Source organism: Streptomyces sp. CAU 1734, from assembly GCF_039888735.1.
Taxonomy (GTDB): domain Bacteria; phylum Actinomycetota; class Actinomycetes; order Streptomycetales; family Streptomycetaceae; genus Streptomyces.
On sequence record NZ_JBDQQP010000028.1, the window covers coordinates 1 to 23,960 of the forward strand.

17 protein-coding genes, 3 tRNA genes and 1 pseudogene are annotated in these 23,960 nt (G+C 70.6%); 9 read left to right on the forward strand and 12 right to left on the reverse strand.

Going from position 1 to position 23,960, the window contains the following annotated elements; all coding sequences use genetic code 11:
* Together AAFN69_RS34085 and AAFN69_RS34090 are read left to right on the forward strand one after the other, a co-directional pair.
* Positions 1 to 128, forward strand: a pseudogene (locus tag AAFN69_RS34085) (IS481 family transposase); the annotation flags it as partial.
* A gap of 115 nt (positions 129 to 243) precedes the next feature.
* A complete protein-coding gene (locus AAFN69_RS34090; protein WP_347732818.1) occupies positions 244 to 1,239 on the forward strand; it encodes a glycoside hydrolase family 6 protein in 996 nt (331 codons plus the stop codon).
* 75 nt (positions 1,240 to 1,314) lie between these two features.
* Here AAFN69_RS34090 and AAFN69_RS34095 read toward each other — a convergent pair whose 3' ends face one another.
* The 3 genes from AAFN69_RS34095 to AAFN69_RS34105 form a co-directional block, all read right to left on the reverse strand.
* Positions 1,315 to 3,270 (reverse strand): kelch motif-containing protein, encoded by a 1,956-nt coding sequence (locus AAFN69_RS34095; RefSeq protein ID WP_347732819.1) that lies wholly within the window; start codon positions 3,268 to 3,270, stop codon positions 1,315 to 1,317.
* Complete coding sequence (locus AAFN69_RS34100) at positions 3,267 to 5,258, reverse strand: cellulose synthase catalytic subunit (RefSeq protein ID WP_347732820.1); 1,992 nt, start codon at positions 5,256 to 5,258, stop codon at positions 3,267 to 3,269. The genes AAFN69_RS34095 and AAFN69_RS34100 overlap by 4 nt, the downstream gene beginning before the upstream one ends.
* 441 nt (positions 5,259 to 5,699) lie before the next feature.
* Positions 5,700 to 5,773, reverse strand: a tRNA-Lys gene (locus AAFN69_RS34105).
* 197 nt (positions 5,774 to 5,970) lie between these two features.
* On the opposite strand from AAFN69_RS34105, the gene AAFN69_RS34110 reads away from it, so the two are divergent.
* The 3 genes from AAFN69_RS34110 to AAFN69_RS34120 all read left to right on the forward strand — a co-directional run bounded on the left by AAFN69_RS34110 (position 5,971) and on the right by AAFN69_RS34120 (position 9,905).
* On the forward strand, positions 5,971 to 7,524 hold the full coding sequence (locus AAFN69_RS34110) for a peptidoglycan-binding protein (protein ID WP_347732854.1): 1,554 nt from the start codon (positions 5,971 to 5,973) through the stop codon (positions 7,522 to 7,524).
* A complete protein-coding gene (locus AAFN69_RS34115; protein ID WP_347732821.1) occupies positions 7,521 to 8,756 on the forward strand; it encodes an SPFH domain-containing protein in 1,236 nt (411 codons plus the stop codon). The genes AAFN69_RS34110 and AAFN69_RS34115 overlap by 4 nt, the downstream gene beginning before the upstream one ends.
* A 558-nt stretch (positions 8,757 to 9,314) precedes the next feature.
* A complete protein-coding gene (locus AAFN69_RS34120; protein ID WP_347732822.1) occupies positions 9,315 to 9,905 on the forward strand; it encodes a lytic polysaccharide monooxygenase auxiliary activity family 9 protein in 591 nt (196 codons plus the stop codon).
* Positions 9,906 to 10,199: 294 nt separating this feature from the next.
* Here the strand turns inward: AAFN69_RS34120 and AAFN69_RS34125 are convergent.
* The 6 genes from AAFN69_RS34125 to ehuB all read right to left on the reverse strand — a co-directional run bounded on the left by AAFN69_RS34125 (position 10,200) and on the right by ehuB (position 14,605).
* A tRNA-Lys gene (locus AAFN69_RS34125) sits at positions 10,200 to 10,273 on the reverse strand.
* Between the two features lie 153 nt (positions 10,274 to 10,426).
* A complete protein-coding gene (locus AAFN69_RS34130) occupies positions 10,427 to 11,185 on the reverse strand; it encodes an IclR family transcriptional regulator C-terminal domain-containing protein (RefSeq protein ID WP_347732823.1) in 759 nt (252 codons plus the stop codon).
* 211 nt (positions 11,186 to 11,396) lie between these two features.
* The gene (ehuA, locus tag AAFN69_RS34135; protein ID WP_347732855.1) at positions 11,397 to 12,209 is read right to left on the reverse strand and encodes an ectoine/hydroxyectoine ABC transporter ATP-binding protein EhuA; all 813 of its coding nucleotides are present in this window, start codon (positions 12,207 to 12,209) and stop codon (positions 11,397 to 11,399) included.
* Between the two features lie 61 nt (positions 12,210 to 12,270).
* Positions 12,271 to 12,921, reverse strand: a complete 651-nt coding sequence (gene ehuD, locus AAFN69_RS34140) for an ectoine/hydroxyectoine ABC transporter permease subunit EhuD (RefSeq protein ID WP_347732824.1) — start codon at positions 12,919 to 12,921, stop codon at positions 12,271 to 12,273.
* Positions 12,921 to 13,676: an ectoine/hydroxyectoine ABC transporter permease subunit EhuC gene (ehuC, locus tag AAFN69_RS34145; RefSeq protein WP_347732825.1), complete on the reverse strand. Its 756-nt coding sequence runs from the start codon at positions 13,674 to 13,676 to the stop codon at positions 12,921 to 12,923. Before ehuC ends, ehuD begins: the two co-directional genes overlap by 1 nt.
* Positions 13,673 to 14,605, reverse strand: coding sequence for an ectoine/hydroxyectoine ABC transporter substrate-binding protein EhuB (gene ehuB / locus AAFN69_RS34150; protein WP_347732826.1), 933 nt, complete (start codon positions 14,603 to 14,605; stop codon positions 13,673 to 13,675). Before ehuB ends, ehuC begins: the two co-directional genes overlap by 4 nt.
* A 245-nt stretch (positions 14,606 to 14,850) precedes the next feature.
* Here ehuB and AAFN69_RS34155 point away from each other — a divergent pair, with 245 nt between their 5' ends.
* The 3 genes from AAFN69_RS34155 (at position 14,851) to AAFN69_RS34165 (ending at position 19,027) form a co-directional block, all read left to right on the forward strand.
* A complete protein-coding gene (locus AAFN69_RS34155) occupies positions 14,851 to 15,723 on the forward strand; it encodes a decarboxylase (protein ID WP_347732827.1) in 873 nt (290 codons plus the stop codon).
* Between the two features lie 94 nt (positions 15,724 to 15,817).
* Positions 15,818 to 16,963, forward strand: a complete 1,146-nt coding sequence (locus tag AAFN69_RS34160; protein ID WP_347732856.1) for an LLM class flavin-dependent oxidoreductase — start codon at positions 15,818 to 15,820, stop codon at positions 16,961 to 16,963.
* A 381-nt stretch (positions 16,964 to 17,344) separates the two neighbouring features.
* On the forward strand, positions 17,345 to 19,027 hold the full coding sequence (locus AAFN69_RS34165; protein ID WP_347732828.1) for a glycosyl hydrolase family 18 protein: 1,683 nt from the start codon (positions 17,345 to 17,347) through the stop codon (positions 19,025 to 19,027).
* Between the two features lie 164 nt (positions 19,028 to 19,191).
* Here AAFN69_RS34165 and AAFN69_RS34170 read toward each other — a convergent pair whose 3' ends face one another.
* Positions 19,192 to 21,012 carry an EAL domain-containing protein gene (locus tag AAFN69_RS34170; protein ID WP_347732829.1) on the reverse strand — a complete coding sequence of 607 codons (1,821 nt, stop codon included), beginning with the start codon at positions 21,010 to 21,012 and terminating at the stop codon, positions 19,192 to 19,194.
* A 597-nt stretch (positions 21,013 to 21,609) separates the two neighbouring features.
* Between AAFN69_RS34170 and AAFN69_RS34175 the strand changes: the two genes are divergently transcribed.
* On the forward strand, positions 21,610 to 22,995 hold the full coding sequence (locus tag AAFN69_RS34175) for a M6 family metalloprotease domain-containing protein (protein ID WP_347732830.1): 1,386 nt from the start codon (positions 21,610 to 21,612) through the stop codon (positions 22,993 to 22,995).
* A gap of 66 nt (positions 22,996 to 23,061) precedes the next feature.
* On the opposite strand, the gene AAFN69_RS34180 is transcribed toward AAFN69_RS34175, so the two are convergent.
* Positions 23,062 to 23,135 (reverse strand) — tRNA-Lys (locus tag AAFN69_RS34180).
* Positions 23,126 to 23,761, reverse strand: a complete 636-nt coding sequence (locus AAFN69_RS34185) for a bifunctional DNA primase/polymerase (protein WP_347732831.1) — start codon at positions 23,759 to 23,761, stop codon at positions 23,126 to 23,128. The genes AAFN69_RS34180 and AAFN69_RS34185 overlap by 10 nt, the downstream gene beginning before the upstream one ends.
* Positions 23,762 to 23,960 lie beyond the last annotated feature (199 nt).

Below are 23,960 nucleotides of genomic sequence, written 5' to 3' on the forward strand. Positions count from 1 at the left end.
CGAATGACGAGCGGACCCGAGCCCTGGCAGACTTCCTCCACACCTACAACCACCACCGCAGCCACACCGCCCTCGGCGGACACCCACCCATCAGCCGCGTAAACAACCCTGCGGGTCAATACACCTAGCGGGAGGGCTCTCGTGGTCCGCCGATCCGTTGTGTCAGGATGCGTCCATCCGGGCCTTGTCCGGGGGCGGGAGGGCGGTAGCGCCTTCGGAGGAGTACGGCCAGGGGGGAACACCATGTACGGGAGTCGGTCCGGGCGTGCCGTGACGGGGCTGGCGGGAGCCGCGGCGCTGCTGCTCTCCGGGTGTTCGTCCGACGACGGCGAGAAGCTGCCCGAGATCGCGCAGCAGCCCAGGGAGACCGCCCGCTACTGGGTCAATCCGGAGGGGAACGCGCCGCGTCAGATCGCCTCGTACCGCGAGGACGGCGAGGACGCCAAGGCGAAGCTGATCGAGCGGATAGCCGGCCAGCCGGTCGCCGAGTGGATCGGCACGGACAACACCGAGGAGCAGACCCGGCGGCTCACCGAGGGCGCGGCGAAGGCCGACCGGGACGCGCTGCTGGTGCTCTACAACATCCCGCACCGCGACTGCGGCCAGTTCTCCAAGGGCGGCGCGGCCGACGGCGACACCTACCGCGAGTGGGTCGACAAGGTGGCCGAGGGGATCGGCGACCGGCGGGCCACCGTGATCCTGGAACCGGACGCGGTGCTGCATCTCGTGGACAACTGCACCCCTCGGGAGTACCACGAGGAGCGGTACCGGCTGCTGCGGGGCGCGATCGAGCGGCTGAAGCGGCAGCCGGGCACCACCGTCTATCTGGACGCGGGCAACCCCGGCTGGTCGCAGCCCCGGGCGCTGCACGACTCGCTGTGGCGGGCCGGTATCGAGAAGGCCGACGGATTCTCCGTCAATGTCTCCAACTTCTATCCGACCGCCGCCAGCGCGGAGTACGGCAAGCGGCTCTCCCAGTGGGTCGGCGACAAGCCGTTCGTGATCGACACCAGCCGCAATGGCAACGGCCGGTACACCGGCGGCGACCCGGCCGAGAACTGGTGCAATCCGCCGGGCCGCGCGCTGGGCGAGACGCCCACCGTCAAGACCGGCGATCCGCTGGTCGACGCCTATCTGTGGATCAAGCGCCCGGGGGAGTCGGACGGCGACTGCAAGGGCGGGCCCAAGGCGGGCGACTGGTGGCCGGAGTACGCGCTCGGCCTGGCCGGCGGGCGGTAGCGCCCGCGGAGCGCGGGAGCCCCCGGCCGGAGAACGGGCCGGGGGCTCCCGCGCGATCCGTGCGGCCTCCGCGGTCTACGGGACCTCCACCCACGCCGCCTCCGACGGGGTGCCCTCCTCGTCCGTCAGGAAGAGCATGTAGCGGCCCGAGGGCACCAGCGCCGGATTCTCCGGGACCGTGACCTCGACCCCGTCCGCCGTCTCCGTCATCTCCAGGGCGATCGACCGCTGGTCGACATCGGTGACATGGGTGACCGCGCTGGGACGCATCAGCTTCGCCGTCGCGATCCCCTTCCCGCTCGTCACCCGGAAGGTGCCGGACGCGCCGCGCTTGATGGACTTCGGTCCGTCCGTCACCTCGGGCCTGCTGTCCCGGAAGAGATACGGCGGCTTGTAGATCTCGATCCGCTGCTCGAAGACACCGGTCCTTGTGTTGGCCTTGTCCGAGAAGAGCGGGTCCGAGCCGAAGATCATGACCCGGCCGTCGGGGAGCAGGACCGACCCCGAGTGGTAGTTGCGGCCGACCCGGGGATCGGCGACCCGGGTGTACTCGCCCGTCTTCGGGTCGTATGTCCTGGCCTGGAGGATGTCCGTGCCGCCCCGGCCCCGGTAGTCCTCCGCACCGCCCGTGACCAGCACGGTGTCGTCCGGCAGCAGGGAGGCGCTCGGATAGCGGGTGCCCTTCTCCAGCTCGGCGCCGTCGGTGAAGCGCGGCTTCGGGTCGCGCAGATCGATGAGCCGGGACTTGCCGGTCGACTTCTCCGACTCGCCGATCCCGCCGCCGCCGATCACCATGAACCGCTGGTCCTGGGCGGGCGGCAGCATCACCGAGGCGGAGGTCTCCATCTGGTCGGGGTCGCTCAGCCCGGGGACCTTCTCGAACTCGTCGGTCTTCCAGTCCCAGATGCCCGGGTCGCGGCCCTCGTCCGCCTGTCCGTAGCCGGAGTTGGAGCCCGTGAAGAAGAGCTTGCCGTTGGCCATCAGGAAGAGCGCCGGATAGGTGGGGAACTTCCGCAGCTTCTCGGCGTACTCCCACTTCCTGGTCTTCGGGTCGTAGATCTCGTTCTTGCCCGGGACCAGCTCGCCGATGTCATTGAGCCCGGAGACCGCGAGGATCCGGCCGTCCTCCAGGGTCGCCAGGGTCGGGTACCAGCGCGCCTGGTCCATCGGGTCGACCGGGACGTACTTCTCCGCCACCGGATCGAACTCGTAGGTGTCCTTGATGCCCTGGAAGTCCTTCTTGTCGAGCGCCAGCTTCTGCGCCATGCCGTACACATTGCGGGCGTCGGCATTGGTCAGACCCTGGACGCGGAAGTTCTCCTCGGCGCCGGTCTCGTACTTCTTCCCGCTCTTCTCGGCCTCGACGTAGACCCGGGCGAAGCTGCGCTCGGTGCGCAGGAACTTCCCCGTCCGAGGGTCGTTGATCTTCTTCGCCCGCTCGATCAGGACCGGGTCCTTGGAGACGAAGGTCTTGCCGTTCTTCTTGCCGGTGAACTTGGTTCCGGCGGGCAGGGTCTTGGGCTCGCGCGGGTCCTCGTTGTGCACGATCATCAGGCCGCCGGCCTTGGTGACATCGCCGCGGAGCTTCTCGTACCGCTTGGTGCCGCCGGCCACCAGGAGCTTGCCGTCCGGCAGCTGGGTGTGGCCCGCGCAGAAGAGGTCCTTCGGGGTGGGTATGTGCTTGAAGGCGTCGGTCTCCGGGTCCCACAGGATGGTCTCGAACTTCTTCGCGTCGAAGTTCTTCTCGTTGTTGCCGGAGCCGGCGATCAGCAGCACCTTGCCGGTGTGCAGCACCGCCGCGTGGACACCGTTGACGCGGAACTTCGCGGGTATGCCGAGATAGGACCAGTGACCGTTGGCGGCCTTGTACTCCGGCTTGTTGATCGTGTACTCGTGGTACTTCTCATCGCCGAAGCGCCACAGCGCGGGGCCGTTCACACCGGCCACCGCGACGGCCACCGCCGCGCCTATCGCCAGCCGGCGGGCCCGCCGCTTGCGGTAGTCGGTCCGGGCAGCACGACGCTGACTCATTTCTTACGTCCCCCAAGGGCGATCTGCATGGTCTGTTCCATCTTGTTCTCCGGTGTGCCGTCGGCGCTCTCCCTGTCCGCGGCCCCGGGTGCGGCAGGGGCGGCAAGGGCGGCAGGGAGGGGAGTGGCGGGCGCGGCCGGTGTGCCCGCCGCGGGGCGGCCGGCCCCGGCCCGCCGTCTGCCGCGTCCGCGCTTCTTCTTCTCCTCGCCGACGGAGTACCGCCAGACCAGAATCGGCGCGGCCGTGATCAGCATGGCCAGTACGGCCCAGGTGATCATCGCCGGATGATCGTGCCCGAGGAAGAAGGAGGAGAGGAGGGAGCCGCCGAACACCAGGATGAAGAACAGGTGAATGCGGAAGGTGCCGAAGAGGGTGTCCGGGCTCGACGAGTCGCCCTTGGGGGTGACGACGAAGGAGCTCTTGCGGCGCAGTACGGCGTCCATCAGCGAACGTGCGTAGATCGGCGCGGAGAGCGCGGACATCATCATGCCGGCGAGACCGCCGGATCCCTCGGGCTCGTGCGGCGAGATGTTGTGCCGCCGGTTCCAGATGTAGAGGCCGATCTGGAGCGCCGAGGCGTTCCCGTACAGCATCATCCACATGACCGGGTCGATCTGGACACCGGATGCGCCCATGCCCAGGAAGAGGGCGCAGCTCAGGGCGGCCAGGATCCAGTTCAGCGCGGAGATCGGATAGAAGATGATCATCATGGTGTAGTTGAAGAGCTTGCCGGGCGGCAGGGTGCCGAAGCCTCTCCAGTACTGCTTGAGGATCGTCTCGTAGGTGCCCCGGGACCAGCGGAGCTGCTGGGTGAAGAAGTCGGTCCAGGCGGTCGGGCCCTCGCCGACGGCCAGTACGTCCGGGGTGTAGACGGAGCGCCAGCGCTCGCCGGTCGCCGGGTTCTTGGCGCGGTGCATCTCGAAGCCGGTGGCCATGTCCTCCGTGATGGAGTCGTACAGCCCGCCGATCTGCTTCAGCGCCTTGATCCGGACGGCGTTGGAGGTGCCGACGAACATGGGGGCGCCGTAGCGGTTGCCCGCGCGCTGGATCAGCGCGTGGAAGAGGAACTGCTGCGATTCGGCGGCCTTGGTGACGAAGGTGTCGTAGTTGCCGTAGACCTGAGGGCCGATCACGAAACCGACATCCGGGTCGCGGAAGTAACCGAGCATCCGCTCCAGATAGTTGGGCAGCGGGATGTGGTCGGTGTCCACGGAGGCGAAGTAGTCGTAGTCGTCGCCGTGGGCCTGGAGCCAGGCGTTGTAGTTGCCGTGCTTGGTCTTGGCCCGGTGCGGGCCCTTGGCCTGGTTCCACTTCTCGATGCCCCTGCGGGAGAAGTGGTGGACGCCGAGCCGGGCGCAGACCTCCTTGACCGCGGGGTCGTCGCCCTCGTCGAGCAGCCAGACGTGCATCAGCCCCCGGTGGCGGATGCGGACCGCCGCCTCCAGGGTCTTGGTCACCATCTCCAGCGGTTCCTTGCCCGGGACGAAGGAGGTGAGGAAGGCGACCCTGGTGCCGTTCTCGGGGACCACCGGGACCGGGTCGCGGGCGACCAGGGTGGCGTGCGCGTTGGAGAGCACGTTCATCGTGCGGAAGAGTTCGATCAGGCCGATCGAGACCAGCATGATGATGTCGAGGACGAGCAGTGTCTCGTCCTTGAGATTGGGGTCCCGCTCGGTCCAGTGCGCGGGCTGGAGCAGCCACAGCAGCAGCCCCAGCGAGACCAGCGGAGCGGCGCCGAGCAGCAGCGCCGCCCGTATCCGGTGCGGTTCCTGGGAGAGCAGGGAGCGGTACTGCACGCGGTACGGGGTGTCCGGCGCGGGCTGGGTGAGGGGGCCGGCGAGCCTGCTGTAGTGCTCGTAGTCGTAACGGGGGAGCGGCGCCTTCTCGGGGCGCGGCCGGCGGCCGGTGCGGAGGTTCGCCGGCAGTCGCAGCTGGGCCGTCCGGGCGGGGTCGCCGGGTTCCCCGGCGCCGTTGGGCGTCGACGTCATGAGTCATCCCCCCGGCACACAGATGTCTGTGTGCGGTGTGGTCGGTCGGTGCGTCCGGGCTGCGGGCCCCCTCGACCCGCCGGCCTGAACGTGATGGTTGGCGGCAACTGTCAACACGGACATCGAACAGTCACCCGCCGGTTGCATGATGCCTGCTGTCCGGTCGGGACGCGCAGGGGACCCCCTCCCCGTGCGCGCGCAGCGGAGTCATGCATTCCGGGCGGCTTCAACTGCACAGAGTGGATGTTTCTGTCGAAGCCGCTGGATCAGGATAGATTCCACCACCCCGGTCATGATCGCAAGGGTCAAATGCCCTAGAGGCGATCATATGTACGATTCGCAACTACCTTGGGAAAAGGTTGGCCGGGGTGGTGCGCGGGCTTTGCCCAAGGGGTACGGCAGAGGCCCCCTCGCCGATGGCGAGGGGGCCTCTGTTTCGCGTGCGCCGTCAGGGACTCGAACCCCGGACCCGCTGATTAAGAGTCAGCTGCTCTAACCAACTGAGCTAACGGCGCCTGCTGACCTGGACAACTTTACCGGATCCCGGAGAGTGCTCCGGCCCATAATCCGATCGCTCCCGGCCTGTCGGATGGTCTTTTCTTACCTTTGATCCCCCAAAATGTAAACAGATAGGACAAATAGGGTGCGTCTGCGGATGGGCCCGAGGGACTTCCAGAGCGCGGAGGGGACACCCATGGCGGAGGGGCCACCGATGACGGTGCCGGTCTTCGAGGAGTACGAGCCCGCGCCCGACTGCGGCTGCCCGGGGTGTGTGACGCACCGGCGCGGGCTCGCGTCGGGCGGGCACCCCGCCGCCCACGGCTGCCGCCGCGCACTGCTGCTGGTCACCGCGGCGGGGGTGGTGCTCGGCGCCGGCGGCGGCACGGGCGCCGCAGCGGCCGGGAACACGGACCCGTTTCCCGGGCCGGCCGCCGACGGGGCCGGGGTGGGGGTCGGGACCCCGTTCCGCTCCGGGGGCGGCGGGGAGGACAGGGACAGGGCGCACGGTGGAGAGGGAGAGGGAGAGGGAGAGGGAGAGGGAGAGGGAGAGGGAGAGGGAGAGGGGGACGGGGGCGGCGAGCACGAGCAGGGCGGTCGGGGGCCGCTGCACGGCCGGCCGCTCTCCGGCCCCTCCGGCGATCCGGCCCCCGACCCCGCGCGCACCACCACCCGCGCCGAGATCATGGAACGGGCCGAGAAGTGGATCGCGGCCGGGGTCCCGTACAGCATGAGCGCCTATTGGACCGACGGATACCGCCAGGACTGCTCCGGCTATGTCTCCATGGCCTGGAACCTCGCGGGCAACGAGTGGACCGGAACCCTCGCCGAGTACGCCACCCGGATCACCCGCGAGGAGCTCCAGCCCGGCGACATCCTGCTCTTCCACAACCCCGCCAGCCCGGTCACCGGCTCCCATGTCACGATCTTCGGCGGCTGGACCGACGCGGCGCACACCTCCTATCTCGCCTATGAGCAGGCCAAGCCGAGCGCCCGCAAACAGGTCACGCCCATGGCGTACTGGACCAACTCCGACAGCTATGCCGCCTACCGCCACAACGGACTGAGCGGCCGGACCGCCGGAGCCGCGGCCGGGGTGCCCGCCGGCGCCGCGCCCGCGACGGCGGCGGCGTACCCGGGAGCCGGGGCCTTCGGCCCGGGCGCGGCGAACACCCACATCACCCGGCTCGGCGAGCTGCTGATCGAGCGCGGCGCCCGGCGCTTCTACCGGACGGGTCCCGGCCCGCGCTGGAGCCCGGCCGACCAGGCGGCGACCAGGGCCTTCCAGCGCGCCCAGGGCTGGCGCGGCGCCGCCGCCGACGGAGTGCCCGGCCCCGCCACCTGGCGGCTGCTGGTCACCGGCGCGGGGCGGAACATCCCGCCGGCCGGTACGGGCACGGGTACGGCCTCACCGGGCGGTACGGGCACCACTTCCCCGGGCGGTACGGGCACGGCGCCCCCCGCCGCGGCGGGCGCTCCCGGCGCCTCCGGGACGGTGGCCGGTTCCTTTCCCGGGCGCGGTCACTTCCGGCCCGGCGCGGTGAGCGACCAGGTGACCCGGCTCGGCCGGGAGCTGGTGAAGCGCGGCTTCGGGAAGCACTACACCGCCGGACCGGGGCCGCGCTGGAGCGAGGCCGACCGGCGCAATGTGGAGGCGTTCCAGCGCGCCCAGGGCTGGCGCGGCGCCGCCGCCGACGGCTATCCGGGACCGGAGACCTGGCGCCGGCTCTTCACCGAATCAGCCGAAGGGAGACCGGAACAGTCATGAGCACCACCACCTCCGAGCCGGAGGGCGGCCCCACCCCGTCCGACGCGCCCGCGTCCCGGCACAACCCGGTCATCGCCCAGGAGGCGACCACCGAGATCCCCGTCCATCTGCTCTTCCGCGACACCGACGCACCACCCGTGACCCTGCGCCCGGCGGTCGTCGCCCGGCGCCGGGGCACCGGGGAGCAGCCCAGGGTGGGCCGCACCGGGGAACCGGCCGGCGGTGAGCGGGAGCGGACCGGCCGCACCGGTGAGCGGCCCTCGGCCGGGGGATGGGGTGCCGTGCCGCGCGGCGCCGTCGCCGTACCGCTGCGTCCGCCGCCCCCCGTCGACCCCGCTCTCGCCGAACGGCCCGGGGCCGTGCTCCCCGGCTGGACCGGACTGGTCGCCGGGGGCTGCGCCCTGGCCGGGGTCGCGGTGCTGCTCTGGGGCGCCGGGGCGCTCCCGGTGATGGTGACACGGGCGCTGGGGCTGACCCCGTATCCGTACCACGGCATCGGGCTCGGCCTCTGGAGTCTGCTCGCGCTCGGGGTGGTGATCGCGCTCTTCGCCCTCGGCGGCATCGGGCGCGGTCCGGTCGGCCACGCCTGGGTGCTCACCCTCTGGGGTGAGTACCGGGGGAGTGTGCGGCGCTCCGGACTGCTCTGGATGAATCCGCTGCTGCTGCGCCGCCGGGCCGATGTCCGGCTGCGGCACTGGCGGAGCGGCCCGATGCCCGCCGTGGACGCGGACGGCACGGCGCTGCGGGTCGTGGTCATGGTCGTCTGGCGGGTACGGGACACCGCGCGCGCGATGCTCGGGGTCGAGGACCACGAGGAGTATCTGAGCGAACAGGTGGAGTCGGCGATGGCCCGGGTGGTCTCCCAGCTGCCGGCCGACGCCTTCCACGACGACACCCCCACCCTGCGCGACGCCGAGGCGGTGGGCGGCGCGCTCACCCGGCTGCTGCTGGCCGAGTGCGCGCCGGTGGGGGTCGAGATCTTCTCGGCCCAGCCGGTGGGCATCGAATACGCGCCGGAGGTGGCGGCGGCGATGCAGCGCCGCCGGGTCGCGGCGATCGACGCCCGGCACCGGGAGAGCGTGCTCACCTCGGTGGTGGACGCGGTGGACGACACGGTGACCCGGCTGACCACGCGCGGGCTGGTGGAGCTGGACGACTATGAGCGCAAGGCGCTGGTGAAGGATCTGACGGTGGCGTTCTACAACGGCCGTTCGGCCGGCGGCGAGAGCTGACGGCCCGCCCCGGGGACCACGCGCCTCCCATGCCTCTCCCGCCTCATGACCATCGAGGCAACCTCCCGCCGCTCTCACCACCCTCGTCATCCTCGTCACTCCGGCTTCTTCCACCTCGTGGTGCGCTCTGCGTGTTACAGAAATCACCGGGCCGTCAACGGGTTTGGTTCTCGCCCGGAGCGGGTGTCATCACCGGCCGATGACGCCTTGCCGGAGGGCGCGAGGACGGCTAACCGGAGGATGATCAAACGGGCCGTGTGTGCAGCCCGGCGGCCCTATCACGCCGCGCTGGCGCCGGGATCCAAGGTGTGTGAAGGGTGGTTCGAGGCGCCATCCCAGTGAAATGGAGGATTGCTCGAACCGATAAGGGGAAGGGCCGTTCAGGCGATGGAAGGTTAGCTATTGGTCTGGACATGGTGAACTTCGGTCAATACATTGGGTCTTGGTCTAGACCTGAAGGCGTCGAAGGGGCGCCCCGTATCAACGCCGCACCACTCGATCGATATGCACGCGTGCAGCAAGGCTCACTGAACTCCCCCACGTTCCCTGGAGCGAAGCATGCGCAAAAGGTTTACCGCTGCCGCCGTCGGCCTTCTCGTCACCGGCGCGACCGTCGTCGCCACCGGCAGCGCAAGCAGCCATGGATACACCGACTCCCCTCTGGCGAGCCGCCAGAAGCTCTGTGCCACCGGCGCGGTGACGGGATGCGGAAACATCCAGTACGAGCCGCAGAGCGTCGAAGGGTACAAGGGCTTCCCGTCCGCCGGCCCCGCCGACGGAACCATCTGCGCGGGCGGGAACGGTCAGTTCTCCCAGCTCGACGACCCGCGCGGTGGGGCATGGCCCGCCACCCAGGTCTCGTCCGGCCAGAACCAGACGTTCACCTGGCGCTTCACGGCCCGTCACCGCACGACGGACTTCAAGTACTACATCACCAAGCAGGGCTGGAACCCGAACCAGAAGCTGACGAGGGCCGCGCTGGAGTCCCAGCCGTTCCTGACCGTGCCGTACAACGGCCAGCAGCCGCCGGCGACGCTCTCGCACTCCGGCAAGCTGCCGGCGCGCACGGGCAAGGCCGTGGTTCTCGCGGTCTGGACCGTGCACGACACGCCCATGGCGTTCTACGCCTGCTCGGACGTCAAGTTCTGACAGCCGCGCAGTCCTGACGCCGGCCTCGGGGCCGCCGCCACTGCACCCACAGTGACGGCCCCCCGAGGTGGGCCGATGAGGTGATCACCGAGTGGGGCCGAGGAACCGGAGCCGGGTCCTCGGCCCCACCCGGCTGCCCTGCCCCGCACCCCGCGGGCCCGGGAACCGGGAGCGACCGGCGGCGGCCGGCCGCTCCCTTCGGCATGTCCACCCCTGCCCCCTGAGCAGGGTGCGGGAGACGGAAAACGCCCTCAGGGCGTCCCGGTGAACCGGAACGCCCTGAGGATCAAGCTGTGCGCCGCCAGGGACTCGAACCCCGGACCCGCTGATTAAGAGTCAGCTGCTCTAACCAACTGAGCTAGCGGCGCTTGACGAGGTAAATAGTACCCGGTTCCGGAGGGTGCTTCTGACACCCGGCCCGCCACAGGGGCACCAGCGGCCCCCCGTGTCCCGTCGGCGGGACACGGGGAACCGGCACCGGGCCGGTGTCCGCCGGCCCCGATGAGTGGGGAAAGGCCAGGTCAGAGCACCAGCGACAGCACCACCGGCGCCGCCTTGCGGTTCAGCTTCTCGGCCGCGGCGCGGAGCCGGTGGGCATGCTCGACCGGGAGGGAGAGCGCCAGACAGCCCACGGCGGATCCCGCGGTCAGCGGGACCGCCGCGCAGACGGTGCCCACCGCGTACTCCTGGAGATCGAGCACCGGGACCGTCGGCGGCTGGCTGTCCAGCTTGGAGAAGAGCAGCTTCTCGCTGGTGATCGTCCGCGAGGTGAACCGGGTGATCTTGTGCCGGGCCAGATGATCGCGGCGGCCGTTCCGGTCGAGCTGGGTCAGCAGGCACTTGCCGAGCGCGCTGGCGTGGGCCGCCGAGCGGAAGTCGACGTACTCATTGACCTTGGGCGTGTGCGGACTGTCGGCGTACTGGGTGACCCTGACCTCGCCGTCCACATAGCGGCTGAGATAGATCGCCGCGCCCACCGAGTCCCGGATCTCCGAGAGCGTCTCCTGGAGCTTCGCCTCCAGCGCCCGCTCCCGGCTCGCGCCGGAGCCGAGGAGTACCAGCGAGTCGCCTATGACATAGGCGCCGCCGGTGATCTGCTCCACATATCCCTCGCGGTGCAGCATCGTGAGCAGCGGGGTCAGATGGCCGGCCGGCAGCCCCGCCTCGCGGGCGATCTGGGCGTCACTGACACCACTGGCGTGCCGGGAGACCGTCTCCAGAACCCGGAGGACGTACTGCACCGAGTGGAACGGCGTGGTCGGTTCCGGCTTCAGCGTCACGGTCTCCCCCTTGCAAGTCCGGCACCGCACAGCTTCCGTGCATCCGTACCACGATAGCGGTCAAGGGTGCTCCCGAGGGCGGCTGTTGGCGAGAATGCCCGTCCGCGCCCCGCGCCCACCCGACCTCTGCTCTGCGCGGTAGCTCTCTGGCATATGCCAGAGGCATGACCTGTTTACGCGCCTCCCTCCCACTCCTCGGTGTTTGCGCATGTCAGAGCACCGCGCTCAGGAACTCACGGGTACGGTCCTGGTCCGGATCCCCGAAGATCTTGTCGGGATGGCCGTATTCGATCACCTTGCCCCCGTCGAACATCATCACGCAGTCCGAGACATCGCGCGCGAAACTCATCTCATGGGTGACACAGACCATCGTGACGTCGGTGGTGCGCGCGATGTCCCGCAGCAGATCCAGCACCCCCGCCACCAGCTCCGGGTCCAGCGCCGAGGTGACCTCGTCCAGCAGCAGCACCTTCGGCCGCATCGCCAGCGCCCGCGCGATCGCCACCCGCTGCTGCTGCCCGCCGGAGAGCCGGCTCGGATAGGCGTCGCACTTGTCCGAGAGCCCCACCAGCTCCAGGAGCTCGCGGGCCCGCTCCTCCGCCTCGTCCCGGGAGAGCCCGAGCACCTGCACCGGTGCCTCGGTGATGTTCCGCAGCACGGTCATATTGGGGAAGAGATTGAACTGCTGGAACACCATGCCGATGTTCTTCCGCACCTCACGGATGTGTTTCTCACCCGCCGGCACCAGCTTTCCCTTCCGCGTCTCATGGTTCAGATACCGGCCGTCGACCGTGATGGTGCCCTCATCGGGCTTCAGCAGGGTCATCAGCAGCCGCAGAATCGTGGTCTTGCCGGAACCGGACGGCCCGATCAGGGTCACGTGCTTCCGGGGATAGACCTTGAAATCCAGCGAGTCCAGCACGGTCTGCGAGCCGAACCTCTTGGTGACCCGGTCGAAGTGGATCAGATGTTCCCGGGCCTCGTCGGCGGAGGGTTTCAGCAGATCTCCGGAGGCCGCTTTCACGGCGGGGTCCGGGAAGGTTTCCGGCGCCGGGCCGCCGGCCGGGACATTGGCGCGGGTGATTTCAGCGGACAAGACGACGCTCCAGTGCTCGCATGAGAAGGGATGCCGGATAGGAGATGAGAATGAAGGCGACACCGACGACCGTGAACGCCTCGACCGTGAGGAAGGTCTCGGACGCGAACTGCCGGGCCTCGCCGAGCATGTCCATCACCCCGATGACGAAAATCATCGGAGTGTCCTTCAGCATCGCGATGACGTAATTGCCGAGCGCCGGCGCCACCCGCCGGACCGCCTGCGGCAGGATCACCGCGCCCCAGGTCCTGGTGCGCGGCAGGCTCAGCGCGGTGGCCGCCTCCCACTGCCCCTTCGGGACACCGTCGATCCCGGCCCGGTAGACCTCGGCCGTATAGGTCGAGTAGTGCAGTCCGAGCCCGGCGACTCCGGTGACCATCGCCGAGAGGGTCACTCCCCACTCCGGCAGTACGTAGTAGAGGAAGAACAGCTGCACCAGCAGCGGGGTGTTGCGGATGAACTCGGTGAGGACCGCCACCGGCCCGCGCACCCACACCGGACCCGAGCGCAGCGCCACCGCCCAGACCAGCCCCAGGGCGAAGGCCACCAGCGCGCCCATCACCAGGGCCTGGAGGGTCACCAGCAGACCGTCCAGGAAACGCGGCAGGAAGTCCCCGACCGCCGACCAGTCCCACGCCATCAGCGCTCACCCCCCGCGCCCGCCGCGGCGGCCGTCCGCCGCCCGGCGGACGCCCCCGGCTTCCCGCGCCTCGGGAGGAGACGGGGGCGGGGCTCCGGAGCCCCGCCGATCCCGGCCTTCGCCCGCCGCTCCAGTACCCGCATCCCGCGGGTCAGGACGAAGGCGAGCACGAAGTACATCACCAGGACCACCGAGTAGACGGGAGCGCTCTGACCGGTCGCGTTCCGCACCAGCGAGGCGCCGAAGGCGATATCGGCCACTCCCATGACGGACACCAGCGCCGTGCCCTTGAGCAGCTCGATCAGCAGATTGTTGAAGGGCGGGATCATCTCCGGCAGGGCCTGCGGCAGAACGATTTTCCGCAGTTGCTGCGCCGGAGTGAGGCTCAGCGCGATCCCCGCCTCGCGCTGCCCCCGCGGCACGGCGGCTATCGCGCCCCGCACCACCTCGGAGCCGTACGCGCCATAGGTGAGACCGAGCGACAGCACCGCCGCCCACATGGGCACCAGCTGCCAGCCGAAGCCCAGAGGCAGCACGAAGAAGATCCAGAACATCAGGATCAGCGCCGAGGTGCCGCGGAAGACCTCGAAGTAGACACCGGCCGCGAAACGGACGATCCAGCGCCGGTGATCCCGTGCCAGGCCGATGACCAGGGCTACCACCGCGGCGAGCGCGGCACCGCCGACGGTGAGCTGGACCGTGATCCAGACACTTTTCAGCAGGAGTTCCCACAATCCGGGGGTCATCTCGCTCACGGGCGGCACCTCTCCCCGGCGGTGATGGTGGTCATCTGGTCCTCGGTGAATCCGAAGGGCCGCATGATCTCCAGCAGTTCGCCGCTCCTCTTCAGCTTGTGGAGTTCGCGATTGAAAGCGGCCCGCAGATCGGTCTCCGGGCTGCGGAAGGCGAATCCGCCGACACTGACGACCGGTTTTCCGTCCACCCGGGGGGTGACCTCCTCGGTCGCCTCCGCCCGGGTGCTCCTCGTCTCCCGTACGACATTGCGCACGGTGACGGCCGTTCCGGCGAACACATCGATCCGGCCCTGTTCCACCGCGAGCAGACCCGCCAGCTGATCGGGGAGCGTGATGACCTTCCCGATCCCGGCCTCCTTCGCGTATCCGATCTGGGCATGGCCGACACCGGTCGCCATCCGTACACCCGAATCGGCGATGTCCCGGTAGGTGCGGAGATTCTTCGGATTTCCCCTGGGGACGATGAAGGCGTCGCGCATCTGATATTCGGGATCCGCGAAGATCACCTGTTCGCAGCGGGCCGGGTTGATGTACATCCCGGCCGCGACACAGTCGAACTGGAGCGAATTGAGCCCGGTGATCAGCGACCCGAATTCGGTGGGGAACGGGTCGACCCTCGCCACCCCCAGCTCGCGGAAGATGCGCTCGGCTATGGCCGGTGCGGATCCGGTCAGCTCGCCGTCCTTGCCGATGTAGCCGTAGGGCTGCTCCCCGGCGATCCCCAGCCGTACGGTTCCGTTCGCCCTCAGCCGTTGCAGCAGCCGGCCCCCGTCCCCGGTGTCCGCGGTGGTCACCCGGCTGCATCCGGCGGTCGCCCCGACGGCACCCAGAGCCCCCAGCGCGGCGGCCCCGGCGAGCAGCGAGCGGCGCCGCGGGCCCCGGGGCGAGGTGTCCGGGCGGTGTCCTGTTCTGTCTCCTGGTCGAGCCATGGTCGCGCGGCTACCCCGCCGGACAGCGGGTATGCGGTGCCGGAGCCGCCCCGTGCCGCGCGGCCGGACCCGTGGCGGGGACGCGGTCCGCCCTTCCGGGGGCCGCATCCGCCGCCGGGAGGCTTGGACGGCGCCCGGTGGTGGTACCTGATGACCCCGAGTGGCGAATACGAACATCACCGGCGAAAAGGCATGCGGCGACACGAAGGCATGCGGTACGCAGAACACGTCAAGGAAGGCTGGACATGACCACGGTCGGACTTCTCCACCCCGCACACGGCGCCGAGGACGACTATCCCCGGCTGGAGGTACTCCTCGACAGCGACATCAGGCTCCCCATCGTCCACACCGACGCCCCCGGCCCCGGCGGGGACGCGGAAGCGGCACTCGGCCCGGCCGGCCGGCTCACCGAGCAGGTGGCGGAATTGCGGCTCGCGGGGGCGGAGTCAGTGGTGTGGGCCTCGGCCGAGGAGAGCTTCGGCCACGGCTGGGAGGGCGCTCACCGGCAGATCCGGGCGCTGGCCCGGGCCGCCGGGCTCCCCGCGTCGAGTACCGCCTTCGGCTTCGTCCACGCGGTACGGAAGCTGGGAACCCGCCCCGTCGCGGTGGGCACCGCCGGACCGTCGGCGCGGGCCGCCCTCTTCGCGGAGTTCCTCGCGGCCGGAGGGGTGGAGGTGGTCGCCACCCATGCGGGTGCGGCCCGCGCCGGTGACGCCCCGGGTGCTCTCACCGGCGGCGCCCCGGCCGCGGAGCCGGTCGAGAGCTGGGACCGGGCCGCGGTCCTGGAGCTGGCGCGGGCGGCCGACCGTCCCGAGGCCGCCGCCGTACTGCTCCCGGACACCGGTCTGCACACCGTCGCCCACCTCGCCGACCTGGAGAAACTGCTGGGCAAGCCGGTGCTCACCGCCCACCAGGTCACCGTCTGGGAAGGGCTGCGGCTGGCCGAGCGCCGTGCCTGGGCCTTCGACCTGGGGACCCTTTTCGCCAAGCCGGGAGAGGACGGCACACCCGGAGCGGCGGGGACCGGCACCGCGGATGACACCCGGCGAAATCCGGCCGATCCGGGGCCGAGGGCCCGTGCGCACACCCGTCCCCGGCCCCCGCACGGGCCGGAATGAGGCTGGTGGAACAAGGTTCCGGAACAAGCCTCCGGAATAATCGGACCGGGCCTCCTGTTGGCGAGTTCCGTACGCCGCCTCATGCGCAGGAGGACTGAACCCCGTGGACACGGACGCCATTCGAGGCACCGCACCGGGCACCGCCCCCACTCCCCTGTCCGTCCTCGATCTGGTCACCGTCGGAGCGGGCACCACCGCGGGGGACGCCCTGCGCACCAGTGTCCGCATCGCCCGGCTGGCGGAATCCCGGGGTTACCACCGGCACTGGGTGGCCGAGCACCACTCCATGCCCGGGGTCGCCTCGTCCTCGCCGGCCGTGATCCTCGCCCATCTGGCCGCCCACACCCGGCGCATCCGCCTCGGTTCCGGCGGTGTGATGCTGCCCAACCACCCCCCGCTCGTGATCGCCGAGCAGTTCGGCACCCTCGAAGCCCTCGCCCCCGGCCGGATCGACCTCGGGCTCGGCCGCGCCCCCGGCACCGACGGCGCGACCGCCGCCGCCCTGCGGCGCACCGACCGGCTCGGCGAGGGCGCCGAGGACTTCCCGCAGCAGCTCGCCGAGCTCACCCGCTTCCTCGACGGCGACTTTCCCGACGGCCACCCCTACCGGCGGATCCACGCCGTCCCCGGCCCGGTCCAGGGATCGCTCTCCCGGCCCCCGATCTGGCTGCTCGGCTCCTCCGGCTTCAGTGCCCGGCTCGCCGGGGTCCTCGGCCTGCCCTTCGCCTTCGCCCACCACTTCTCCGGGCAGAACACCCTCCCCGCGCTGGAGCTGTACCGGGAGTCCTTCCGCCCCTCGGCCGTGCTCGACACCCCGTACACCCTGATCGGGGTCTCCGCCCTCGCCGCCGACGAGGAGCGCGAGGCCCGCCGGCAGATCCTCACCAGCGCCCTCTCGATGCTGCGGCTGCGCACCGGCCGCCCGGGGCTGATCCCCACCCCGGAGGAGGCCGAGGCGTATCCCTTCACCCCGTCCGAGCGGGAGTTCGTGGAGAACTGGCTCTCGCACACGGTGCACGGCACGGCGGACGCGGTCCGCGACGGGCTCGACGTCCTCCGGAAGCGGACCGGCGCGGACGAACTGATGATCACCGCGAACGCGCACAGCGGGGACATACGGGTCCGCTCCTATCAACTGATCGCGGATGTGTACGACATGCCCGTACTCGCGGGGGAGGAAGCGCCCGTACGCGCGGGCGGGAGCGGGGGAGACGCGCCGCCGACGGGTACCGCCGGCTGATCCGGCACGCGGCGGCGGGCGGCCGCACGGCCCGCCCCGGAACGCTCAACCGCACCGCCGGCGGCGCGCGTTGAGCGCTCCGCGCCCGCCGGACTGCTTGCATGCCCGCACCACTGATTTCGCGAACTGGTTCATTTCCGAACCATCCCTATGGTGTGATCAAGTCACCCTTAACCGCTCCTTAAACCGCTCGTCACCGAAGGTGGCGGGCGGTTATCTGTATTTCGCACGGCCCTGACGAGCGGTTTCTCGCTGGAATTGGTCTAGTCCTTCTTTGGTCGAGACCATTGACTCAGTGGCTACTCGATCGTCATCTTGTCTCCAACTCCTGTTGCATCCCTGCACCCAGGAGTCCTCTCCCCCCACTCTCGGAGGCTGTACGTGAGCTCCCGCAGACCCCTGATCGCGGCCTTGACGACAGCGGCAGTCGCCGCCGGCGTCCTGGCCGGCTTCGCCGTGAACGGCACCGCGAGCGCGACGGCCCCCGCCGCGTCCGCCGCCGCCCCCACCACCGGCGGAGTCAAGATCGCGTACTACGACCAGTGGAGCGTGTACGGCAACGCCTTCTACCCCAAGCACCTGGACACCCGCGGCATCGCGGGCAAGCTGGACATCCTGAACTACTCGTTCGGCAACATCCACCCGACCGACCTCACCTGTTTCCAGGCGAACAAGGCCGCGGGCGATGACAACAACCCGAACGCGGGTGACGGCGCGGGCGACTCCTACGCCGACTACCAGCGCACCTTCAACGCCGCGACCAGCGTCGACGGTGTCGCGGACCGCTGGGACCAGCCGATCGCCGGTGTGTTCAACCAGTTCAAGAAGCTCAAGGTCAAGTACCCCAACCTGAAGATCAACATCTCGCTCGGCGGCTGGACGTACTCCAAGTACTTCCACGACGCGGCGAAGACCGACGCGAGCCGCAAGAAGCTGGTGGCGTCCTGTATCAAGCAGTACATCGACGGTGACCTGCCCGTGGCCGACGGCTACGGCGGTGTCGGCACCGCGGCCGGGGTCTTCGACGGCATCGACATCGACTGGGAGTACCCGGGCTCGTCCGGCGGCCACCTCGGCAACCACTACGGACCCGAGGACAAGGCCAACTTCACCCTGCTGCTCGCCGAGTTCCGCAAGCAGCTCGACGCGAAGGGCACGGCCAACGGCGGCAAGAAGTACCTGCTGACCGCCGCCATGCCGGCCGGCCAGGACAAGATCAAGCACATCGAGACGGACAAGGTGGGCGCGTACCTCGACTACGCGAACATCATGACGTACGACATGCACGGCGGCTGGAACGGCAACGGCCCGACGTACCACCAGTCGCCGCTGTACTCGCCGGCGTCCGACCCGACCAACCCGATCGCCCCGGGCACCCAGAAGTACTCGATCGACAACGCGATCGACTCCTGGATCGACGGCAACCCGGCGTACGGCATCACGGGCGGCTTCCCGGCCAACAAGATCACCCTCGGCTACGAGATGTACTACCGCGGCTGGAAGGGTGTCCCGGCGGGCGCCAAGAACGGCCTCGGCCAGACGGCCACCGGTGCCAGCGCACCGCGCCCGAAGAGCCTGGGCGCGGGTATCGCCAACTACAACGAGCTCGGCGGCATCGTCGACAACCCGGCGACGACCTTCTGGGACGACGAGGCGAAGGCCGCGTACTTCTACAAGGACGGCGAGTTCTTCACCGGTCTCGACAAGCGGGCCATCCAGGCCCGTGCGGCCTACGGGCACCAGCGCGGTCTCGGCGGCGCGATGCTCTACTCCCTGATCGGTCTGGACGAGCAGACCCACCTGCTCAACGAGATCGTGGCCGCGGTCGGCGGATCCCCCACGCCCGAGCCCAGCTCGCCGCAGCCGTCCACCCCGACGCCGCAGCCGTCCACCCCGAACCCGGGCACCTGCACCGCGACTCCGTGGACCGCCGCCGGCACCTTCAACACCGGTGGTCTCGTCTCCCACAAGGGCCGCACCTGGAAGGCCGGCTGGTGGACCCAGGGCGAGGAGCCCGGCACCACCGGTCAGTGGGGCGTCTGGCGCGATCAGGGCGCCTGCTGACCCACCCCGCACCACGGCCGGCGGCGGCACCGCAACCGCCGCCGGCCCGCCCGGTCGGCGCTGACCCGGACCCCACGCCGGAGCGCCGAATCCCCCCACACCGCCGCCCCCGCCCGGAAGAATCTTCCGGCCGGGGGCGGTTTCCATGCGCGGGGGTACGAACCTCAGGCCGAGAGCGGGGCCCGGTCGCCGATGAGCTCGCCGATCCGGTCGGGGGGCACGGCCCGCGAGTACAGCCAGCCCTGGCCGTTGTCACAGCCGATCCGGCGGAGCCGGGCCGCCTGGCCCGAGGTCTCCACGCACTCGGCGGTCACGGTCAGCCCCAGCCGGTGCGCCAGCTGGACCATCGCCTCCACGATCGTCTCGTCCGCCGGATTCGGGTGCTCCTCGTCCTGGAAGCCCCGGACGAAGGAGCCGTCCAGCTTCAGCACCGAGACCGGCAGCCGGCTCAGATACGCCAGATTCGAATACCCCGTGCCGAAGTCGTCGATGGCGATCTGCACCCCCATGTCGCTGAGCGCCTGAAGCGCCTGGAGGGGGCGGCCCGCCGAGCCCATCACCGCGGACTCGGTCAGCTCCAGCTGGAGCAGTCCCGGTTCCAGACCGGTCTCGGCGAGAATCTCCGCCACATCCGCCACCAGGTCCGAATCCCAGACCTGGCGCACCGCGACATTGACGCTCATGAAGAGCGGCGGGGCGTCCGGATGCTCGCGCTGCCACTGGCATGCCTGGCGGCACGCGGTCCGCAGCACCCACTGCCCGAGCTGGACGATGGAGCCGTCCTCCTCGGCGATCCCGACGAACCGATTCGGCGTCAGCGTCCCGAACTGCGGATGATTCCACCGCACCAGCGCCTCCACGCCGCGGGTGACCCCGTCGGCGAGTCCCACCAGCGGCTGGTACTCCAGCTCGAACTCGCCGCGCTCCACCGCCGGGCGCAGGGTGGAGGACAGCGCCTGGCGGGTCACCCGGTGGGCGTTGCGCTCCGGATCGAAGAGGGTCCAGCGGGCCTTGCCGTCCTCCTTCGCCCAGTAGAGCGTGGTGTCCGCCGCCTGCATCAGCCCGGTGGCCGTGGTCCCGTCCACCGCCCGCTCCACCACACCGATCGAGGCCGAGACCGACAGCCGCTGCCCGTCGAGATCGAACGGCCGCTGGAGCGCCTCCAGCACCGATCCGGCCAGATCGGCGATCTGCTCCGTACCGGTGGAGTCCTCCACCAGCACGGCGAACTCGTCGCCGCCGAGCCGGGCCACCAGATGGCCGCCCCGGGGGCGCTCGGCGCATGCCCGGTCCGCGCAGTCGGTCAGCCGTCCGGCGACCGCCGTCAGCAGCCGGTCGCCGACCCGGTGGCCGAGGGTGTCGTTGATGGCCTTGAAGCCGTCCAGGTCGAGATAGCAGAGCCCGATCCGCCCGGTCGAGCCCTCGTCGTACGCGGAGGACTCCAGCGCGCCCGCCAGCCGCTCGAAGAACAGCGCGCGATTGGGCAGCCGGGTCACCGCGTCGTGCATCTCCAGATGGCGCAGCCGGGCGCGCAGCTCGCGCCGGTCGCTGACATCGGCGACCGAGAGCAGCACGCCGCCGCCGCTGCCGGGCAGCGGGGCGAGGGTGATCTCGCCCCAGAGGACCCGCCCGCCGGGCTGTTTCAGCCGCCGGGTGCAGCGGAACCGCGAGCGGCTGCCGCTCAGCACCTCCTCGTACGCCTGCCGCACCCGGCGCTCGGAGGTGAGATCGACGAGATCGCCCGCCGCACGCGCCACGAGCGCGGCGGGTTCGGCGGCGCCCAGCAGAGCGGCGAACGCCGGATTGGCGCTGACGACGGTCCCCTCGCGGTCGAGGAGAGCCATCGCGATCCTGGCCGCGGTGAAGGCGGCTCGGTAGTCGCGTAGTTCGGAGACGGAACAGCCGTTACGTTCCGTGATCTTCTGCCGGGTCCTGCGGGGGCTTGCGACACCCGCGGGCCCTGGTCCTTCGGAGGTTGCGCTCACCGCTCACTCCCGCAGTGCAGTTGTGTCGTACAGGGGCGTGCAGATGTGGTCGGGAAGGGTCGGGGACTTGGGCAAAGGGATCGGGAAAGTGTGCCGATCATAGGGGCTGTTCCCAGCACCGTTCCAGCTCCGCCACATGGGTGCCGCCCGTCCGTGGTGCCCGCTCGATCGTTTCTGCACACCTCTTTTCGGAGGCCGATTCCTGGATGACCGGATGTGACAGTCCGTGATTCATCGGAGTGTCGGAGGATCTCGTCCTCGTACCGGTACCGGGCTGCTCCGGGCGGGCGCGGATCACCCGACTGGGGCACCGGAACAGGGCGTACGACCGGAAAACCGCACAAGGTGGTTGCGGTGTCTCCCATTCCGCAGCCGGAGGTCTACGTGGAGGGTCAGCAGTCACCCGCGGGAACACCCGGGGGAGTGGAAGGATCCGGTCCGCGTGGGGGTGGACGGGGGCGTACGCGCGGCACGCGAGACGGCGGCGACTCGGCGCGGGCCGGTGGTGCGCCAGGTGGTGCACAGGGGCGCTCGGAAACGGCGCGCACGCCGGGCGGTCACGGGGTCGGTGCCGGTCGCGGGGACGGTGAGGGGCGCGTGGACGGTGCCGGTCGCGGAGACGGCGGGAGCGGAGGGCCGGTCGGGGGCCACGGCCCGCCGCCGCCCGGTCCGCCCGGCCCGCCGGGTTCGCCGGAAGCTGCGCCCCCGCCGGGACCCCCACCGCCGACCGGCCCCCCGCCCCCGCCCCCGTCCGGCGCCCCGGCGGCCCCCGGTCCGCCGCCGCGCGGGCGGCTCCGCAGCGCCGCCGCGGCGTTCACCTCGCTGATGGCGCTCGCGGCCACCTCGCTGGTGGCCGGCCCGGCGGTGGCGAAGAGCTCCGCCACCGCCTGCGCGCTGCCGCGCACCCCGACCCATCACTCCCTCGGCCTGGACAGCTGGAACTCCGCCTACCCCCGCCCGGAGCGCGCGCTCGACGCCGTGATGATCTTCCTGTCCTTCCCGGACGCGGAGCCGCGGCTCACCCCCGGCCGGCTCGCCGCCGACCACTTCCCGGCGACCAGCAGATTCTTCGAGCGGGCGTCGTACGGGCAGTTCTCGCTGCGGACCGACGCCCGGCGCACCTGGCTGCGGATGCCGAAGGCGTCCACCCGCTACGGGATAAGCCGTGACTGGGAGCCGGAGAGCCGGGGCGCCTATCTGCGCGACGCGCTCACCGCCGCCGATCCCGAGGTTGATTTCTCCCGGTACGACATCGTCTATCTGGTCGCCGACCCGGATGCCCCGGGGGTGGACTCGGACGCCACGAAGGTCGTCAACTTCGACCGCCCGATGACCTTCGACGGCACCGGGCTGCGCCGGGTGGTGACCGTGTTCGAGCGGCATCCGCCCGACCGCAATGTGCTGGCCCATGAGACCGGGCACGTCTTCGACCTGCCGGATCTGTACCACCGGCCGAGGAACGGCAAGGGTGACTGGGACACCCATGTCGGCGACTGGGATGTCATGGGCAGCCAGTTCGGCATGGCGCCCGATCTCTTCGGCTGGCACAAGTGGAAGCTCGGCTGGCTGGGCGGCCGGGCGGTGCGCTGTGTCCATGAGCCGGCGCTGGTCACCCTGGAGCCGATCGGCGCGCCGGCGCCCGGCGGCGGGCTCGGCACCCGGCTGGTGGTGGTGCGGACCGGCCCCGGCACGGCGCTGGCGATCGAGGCGCGCGGCGCGGTGGGCAATGACGCCTCCCTCTGCACGGAGGGGGTGCTGCTCTACCGGGTGCGGTCGGACACGGCCTCCGGCGGGGGGCCCATCGAGGTGGTGGACACCCATCCGGGGAGCGAGGCGTGCTGGGACCGGTCGGTCTATCCGGAGCTGGCGGACGCGCCGCTGGGCGTGGGGGAGACCTTCACCCTGCGGGAGGAGCGGACCCGGGTGGAGGTGGTGGACCGCTCCCGCTCGGGCGCCTGGACGGTCAGGGTGACGACGGCGTAGCCACCGCACGGCGCGAGAGCGCACGAAAAAGGCCCCCCGCTCGCGCGAGGGGCCTTTCTCCGTCTGTGCGCCGCCAGGGACTCGAACCCCGGACCCGCTGATTAAGAGTCAGCTGCTCTAACCAACTGAGCTAGCGGCGCCTGCTGACGTCGTAGACCTTAGCACCCACCCCGGCGCCGAGAAAAATCGATAAGCGCAGGCCCGGAGCGGCGGTGGCGCGGGCGGCCCGGACACAGGCCCAGAGCAGCACCTCGGGCCCGGGGAGCCAGGGGTGGCGGGTGTCCGGGGCCACCACCCAGCGGGAGCCGGCGGCGGCCGGTTCGCTCCCGCTCAGTGGCGGCACCGTCACGGCGTCGCCGGTGCCGTGGCAGAGCAGGGGCGGTACGGAGCCGCTCCATTCCTCCCAGCCGAGCAGGGAGGGCAGCCGGCCGGCGGTGCCGGGCGCGGCGAAGATCAGCATCCGGCCGCGCTGCATGGCGACGGGGCCGGAGCCGGGCCCCTCCTCCCAGAGCCGGTCGAGCATGTGGCGGCCGAAGACCGCGGGCACGTTCACCACGTCGAAGACGCTGCCGCAGGGGAGCACGGCCGCCGCCGTGGGGGTGGTCTCCCAGGCGTCGAGCATGTACCGCGGATACGTTCCGGCGGATGCCAGCCACTGGGCGCCGGGTGCCGTGACCCGGGAGAAGTGATCGGGTTGCGCCGCCTCCGGCGGGGTGGTGGGGGTGGTCCGGCGGTCGGTGCGGGTGTCTCGGGCCCATACGCTCATGACAGAAGATCTACCCGGAGTAACAGGGGGATTCCCGAGAGTTGGCGAAACCGGGGACAGGGCCGGGCGCGGAGGGGTATCTTGCGCGCTGTCCTGGCCCCTGACATATGCCCGGCGGATGACGGACGGCCGGTGACCACGGCTGTGGACGGGCGGTACGCGGCGGGGCGCGGCCGTGGACGGCTCCGCGCGGCGGTCC

What these genes read in the sequence shown, in the direction of transcription:
- AAFN69_RS34090 (WP_347732818.1), top strand. Translation starts at nt 244, where the DNA reads ATGTACGGGAGTCGGTCCGGGCGTGCCGTGACGGGGCTGGCGGGAGCC.
- AAFN69_RS34095 (WP_347732819.1), bottom strand. Translation starts at nt 3,270, where the DNA reads ATGAGTCAGCGTCGTGCTGCCCGGACCGACTACCGCAAGCGGCGGGCC.
- AAFN69_RS34100 (WP_347732820.1), bottom strand. Translation starts at nt 5,258, where the DNA reads ATGACGTCGACGCCCAACGGCGCCGGGGAACCCGGCGACCCCGCCCGG.
- AAFN69_RS34110 (WP_347732854.1), top strand. Translation starts at nt 5,971, where the DNA reads ATGACGGTGCCGGTCTTCGAGGAGTACGAGCCCGCGCCCGACTGCGGC.
- AAFN69_RS34115 (WP_347732821.1), top strand. Translation starts at nt 7,521, where the DNA reads ATGAGCACCACCACCTCCGAGCCGGAGGGCGGCCCCACCCCGTCCGAC.
- AAFN69_RS34120 (WP_347732822.1), top strand. Translation starts at nt 9,315, where the DNA reads ATGCGCAAAAGGTTTACCGCTGCCGCCGTCGGCCTTCTCGTCACCGGC.
- ehuD (WP_347732824.1), bottom strand. Translation starts at nt 12,921, where the DNA reads ATGGCGTGGGACTGGTCGGCGGTCGGGGACTTCCTGCCGCGTTTCCTG.
- ehuB (WP_347732826.1), bottom strand. Translation starts at nt 14,605, where the DNA reads ATGGCTCGACCAGGAGACAGAACAGGACACCGCCCGGACACCTCGCCC.
- AAFN69_RS34155 (WP_347732827.1), top strand. Translation starts at nt 14,851, where the DNA reads ATGACCACGGTCGGACTTCTCCACCCCGCACACGGCGCCGAGGACGAC.
- AAFN69_RS34185 (WP_347732831.1), bottom strand. Translation starts at nt 23,761, where the DNA reads ATGAGCGTATGGGCCCGAGACACCCGCACCGACCGCCGGACCACCCCC.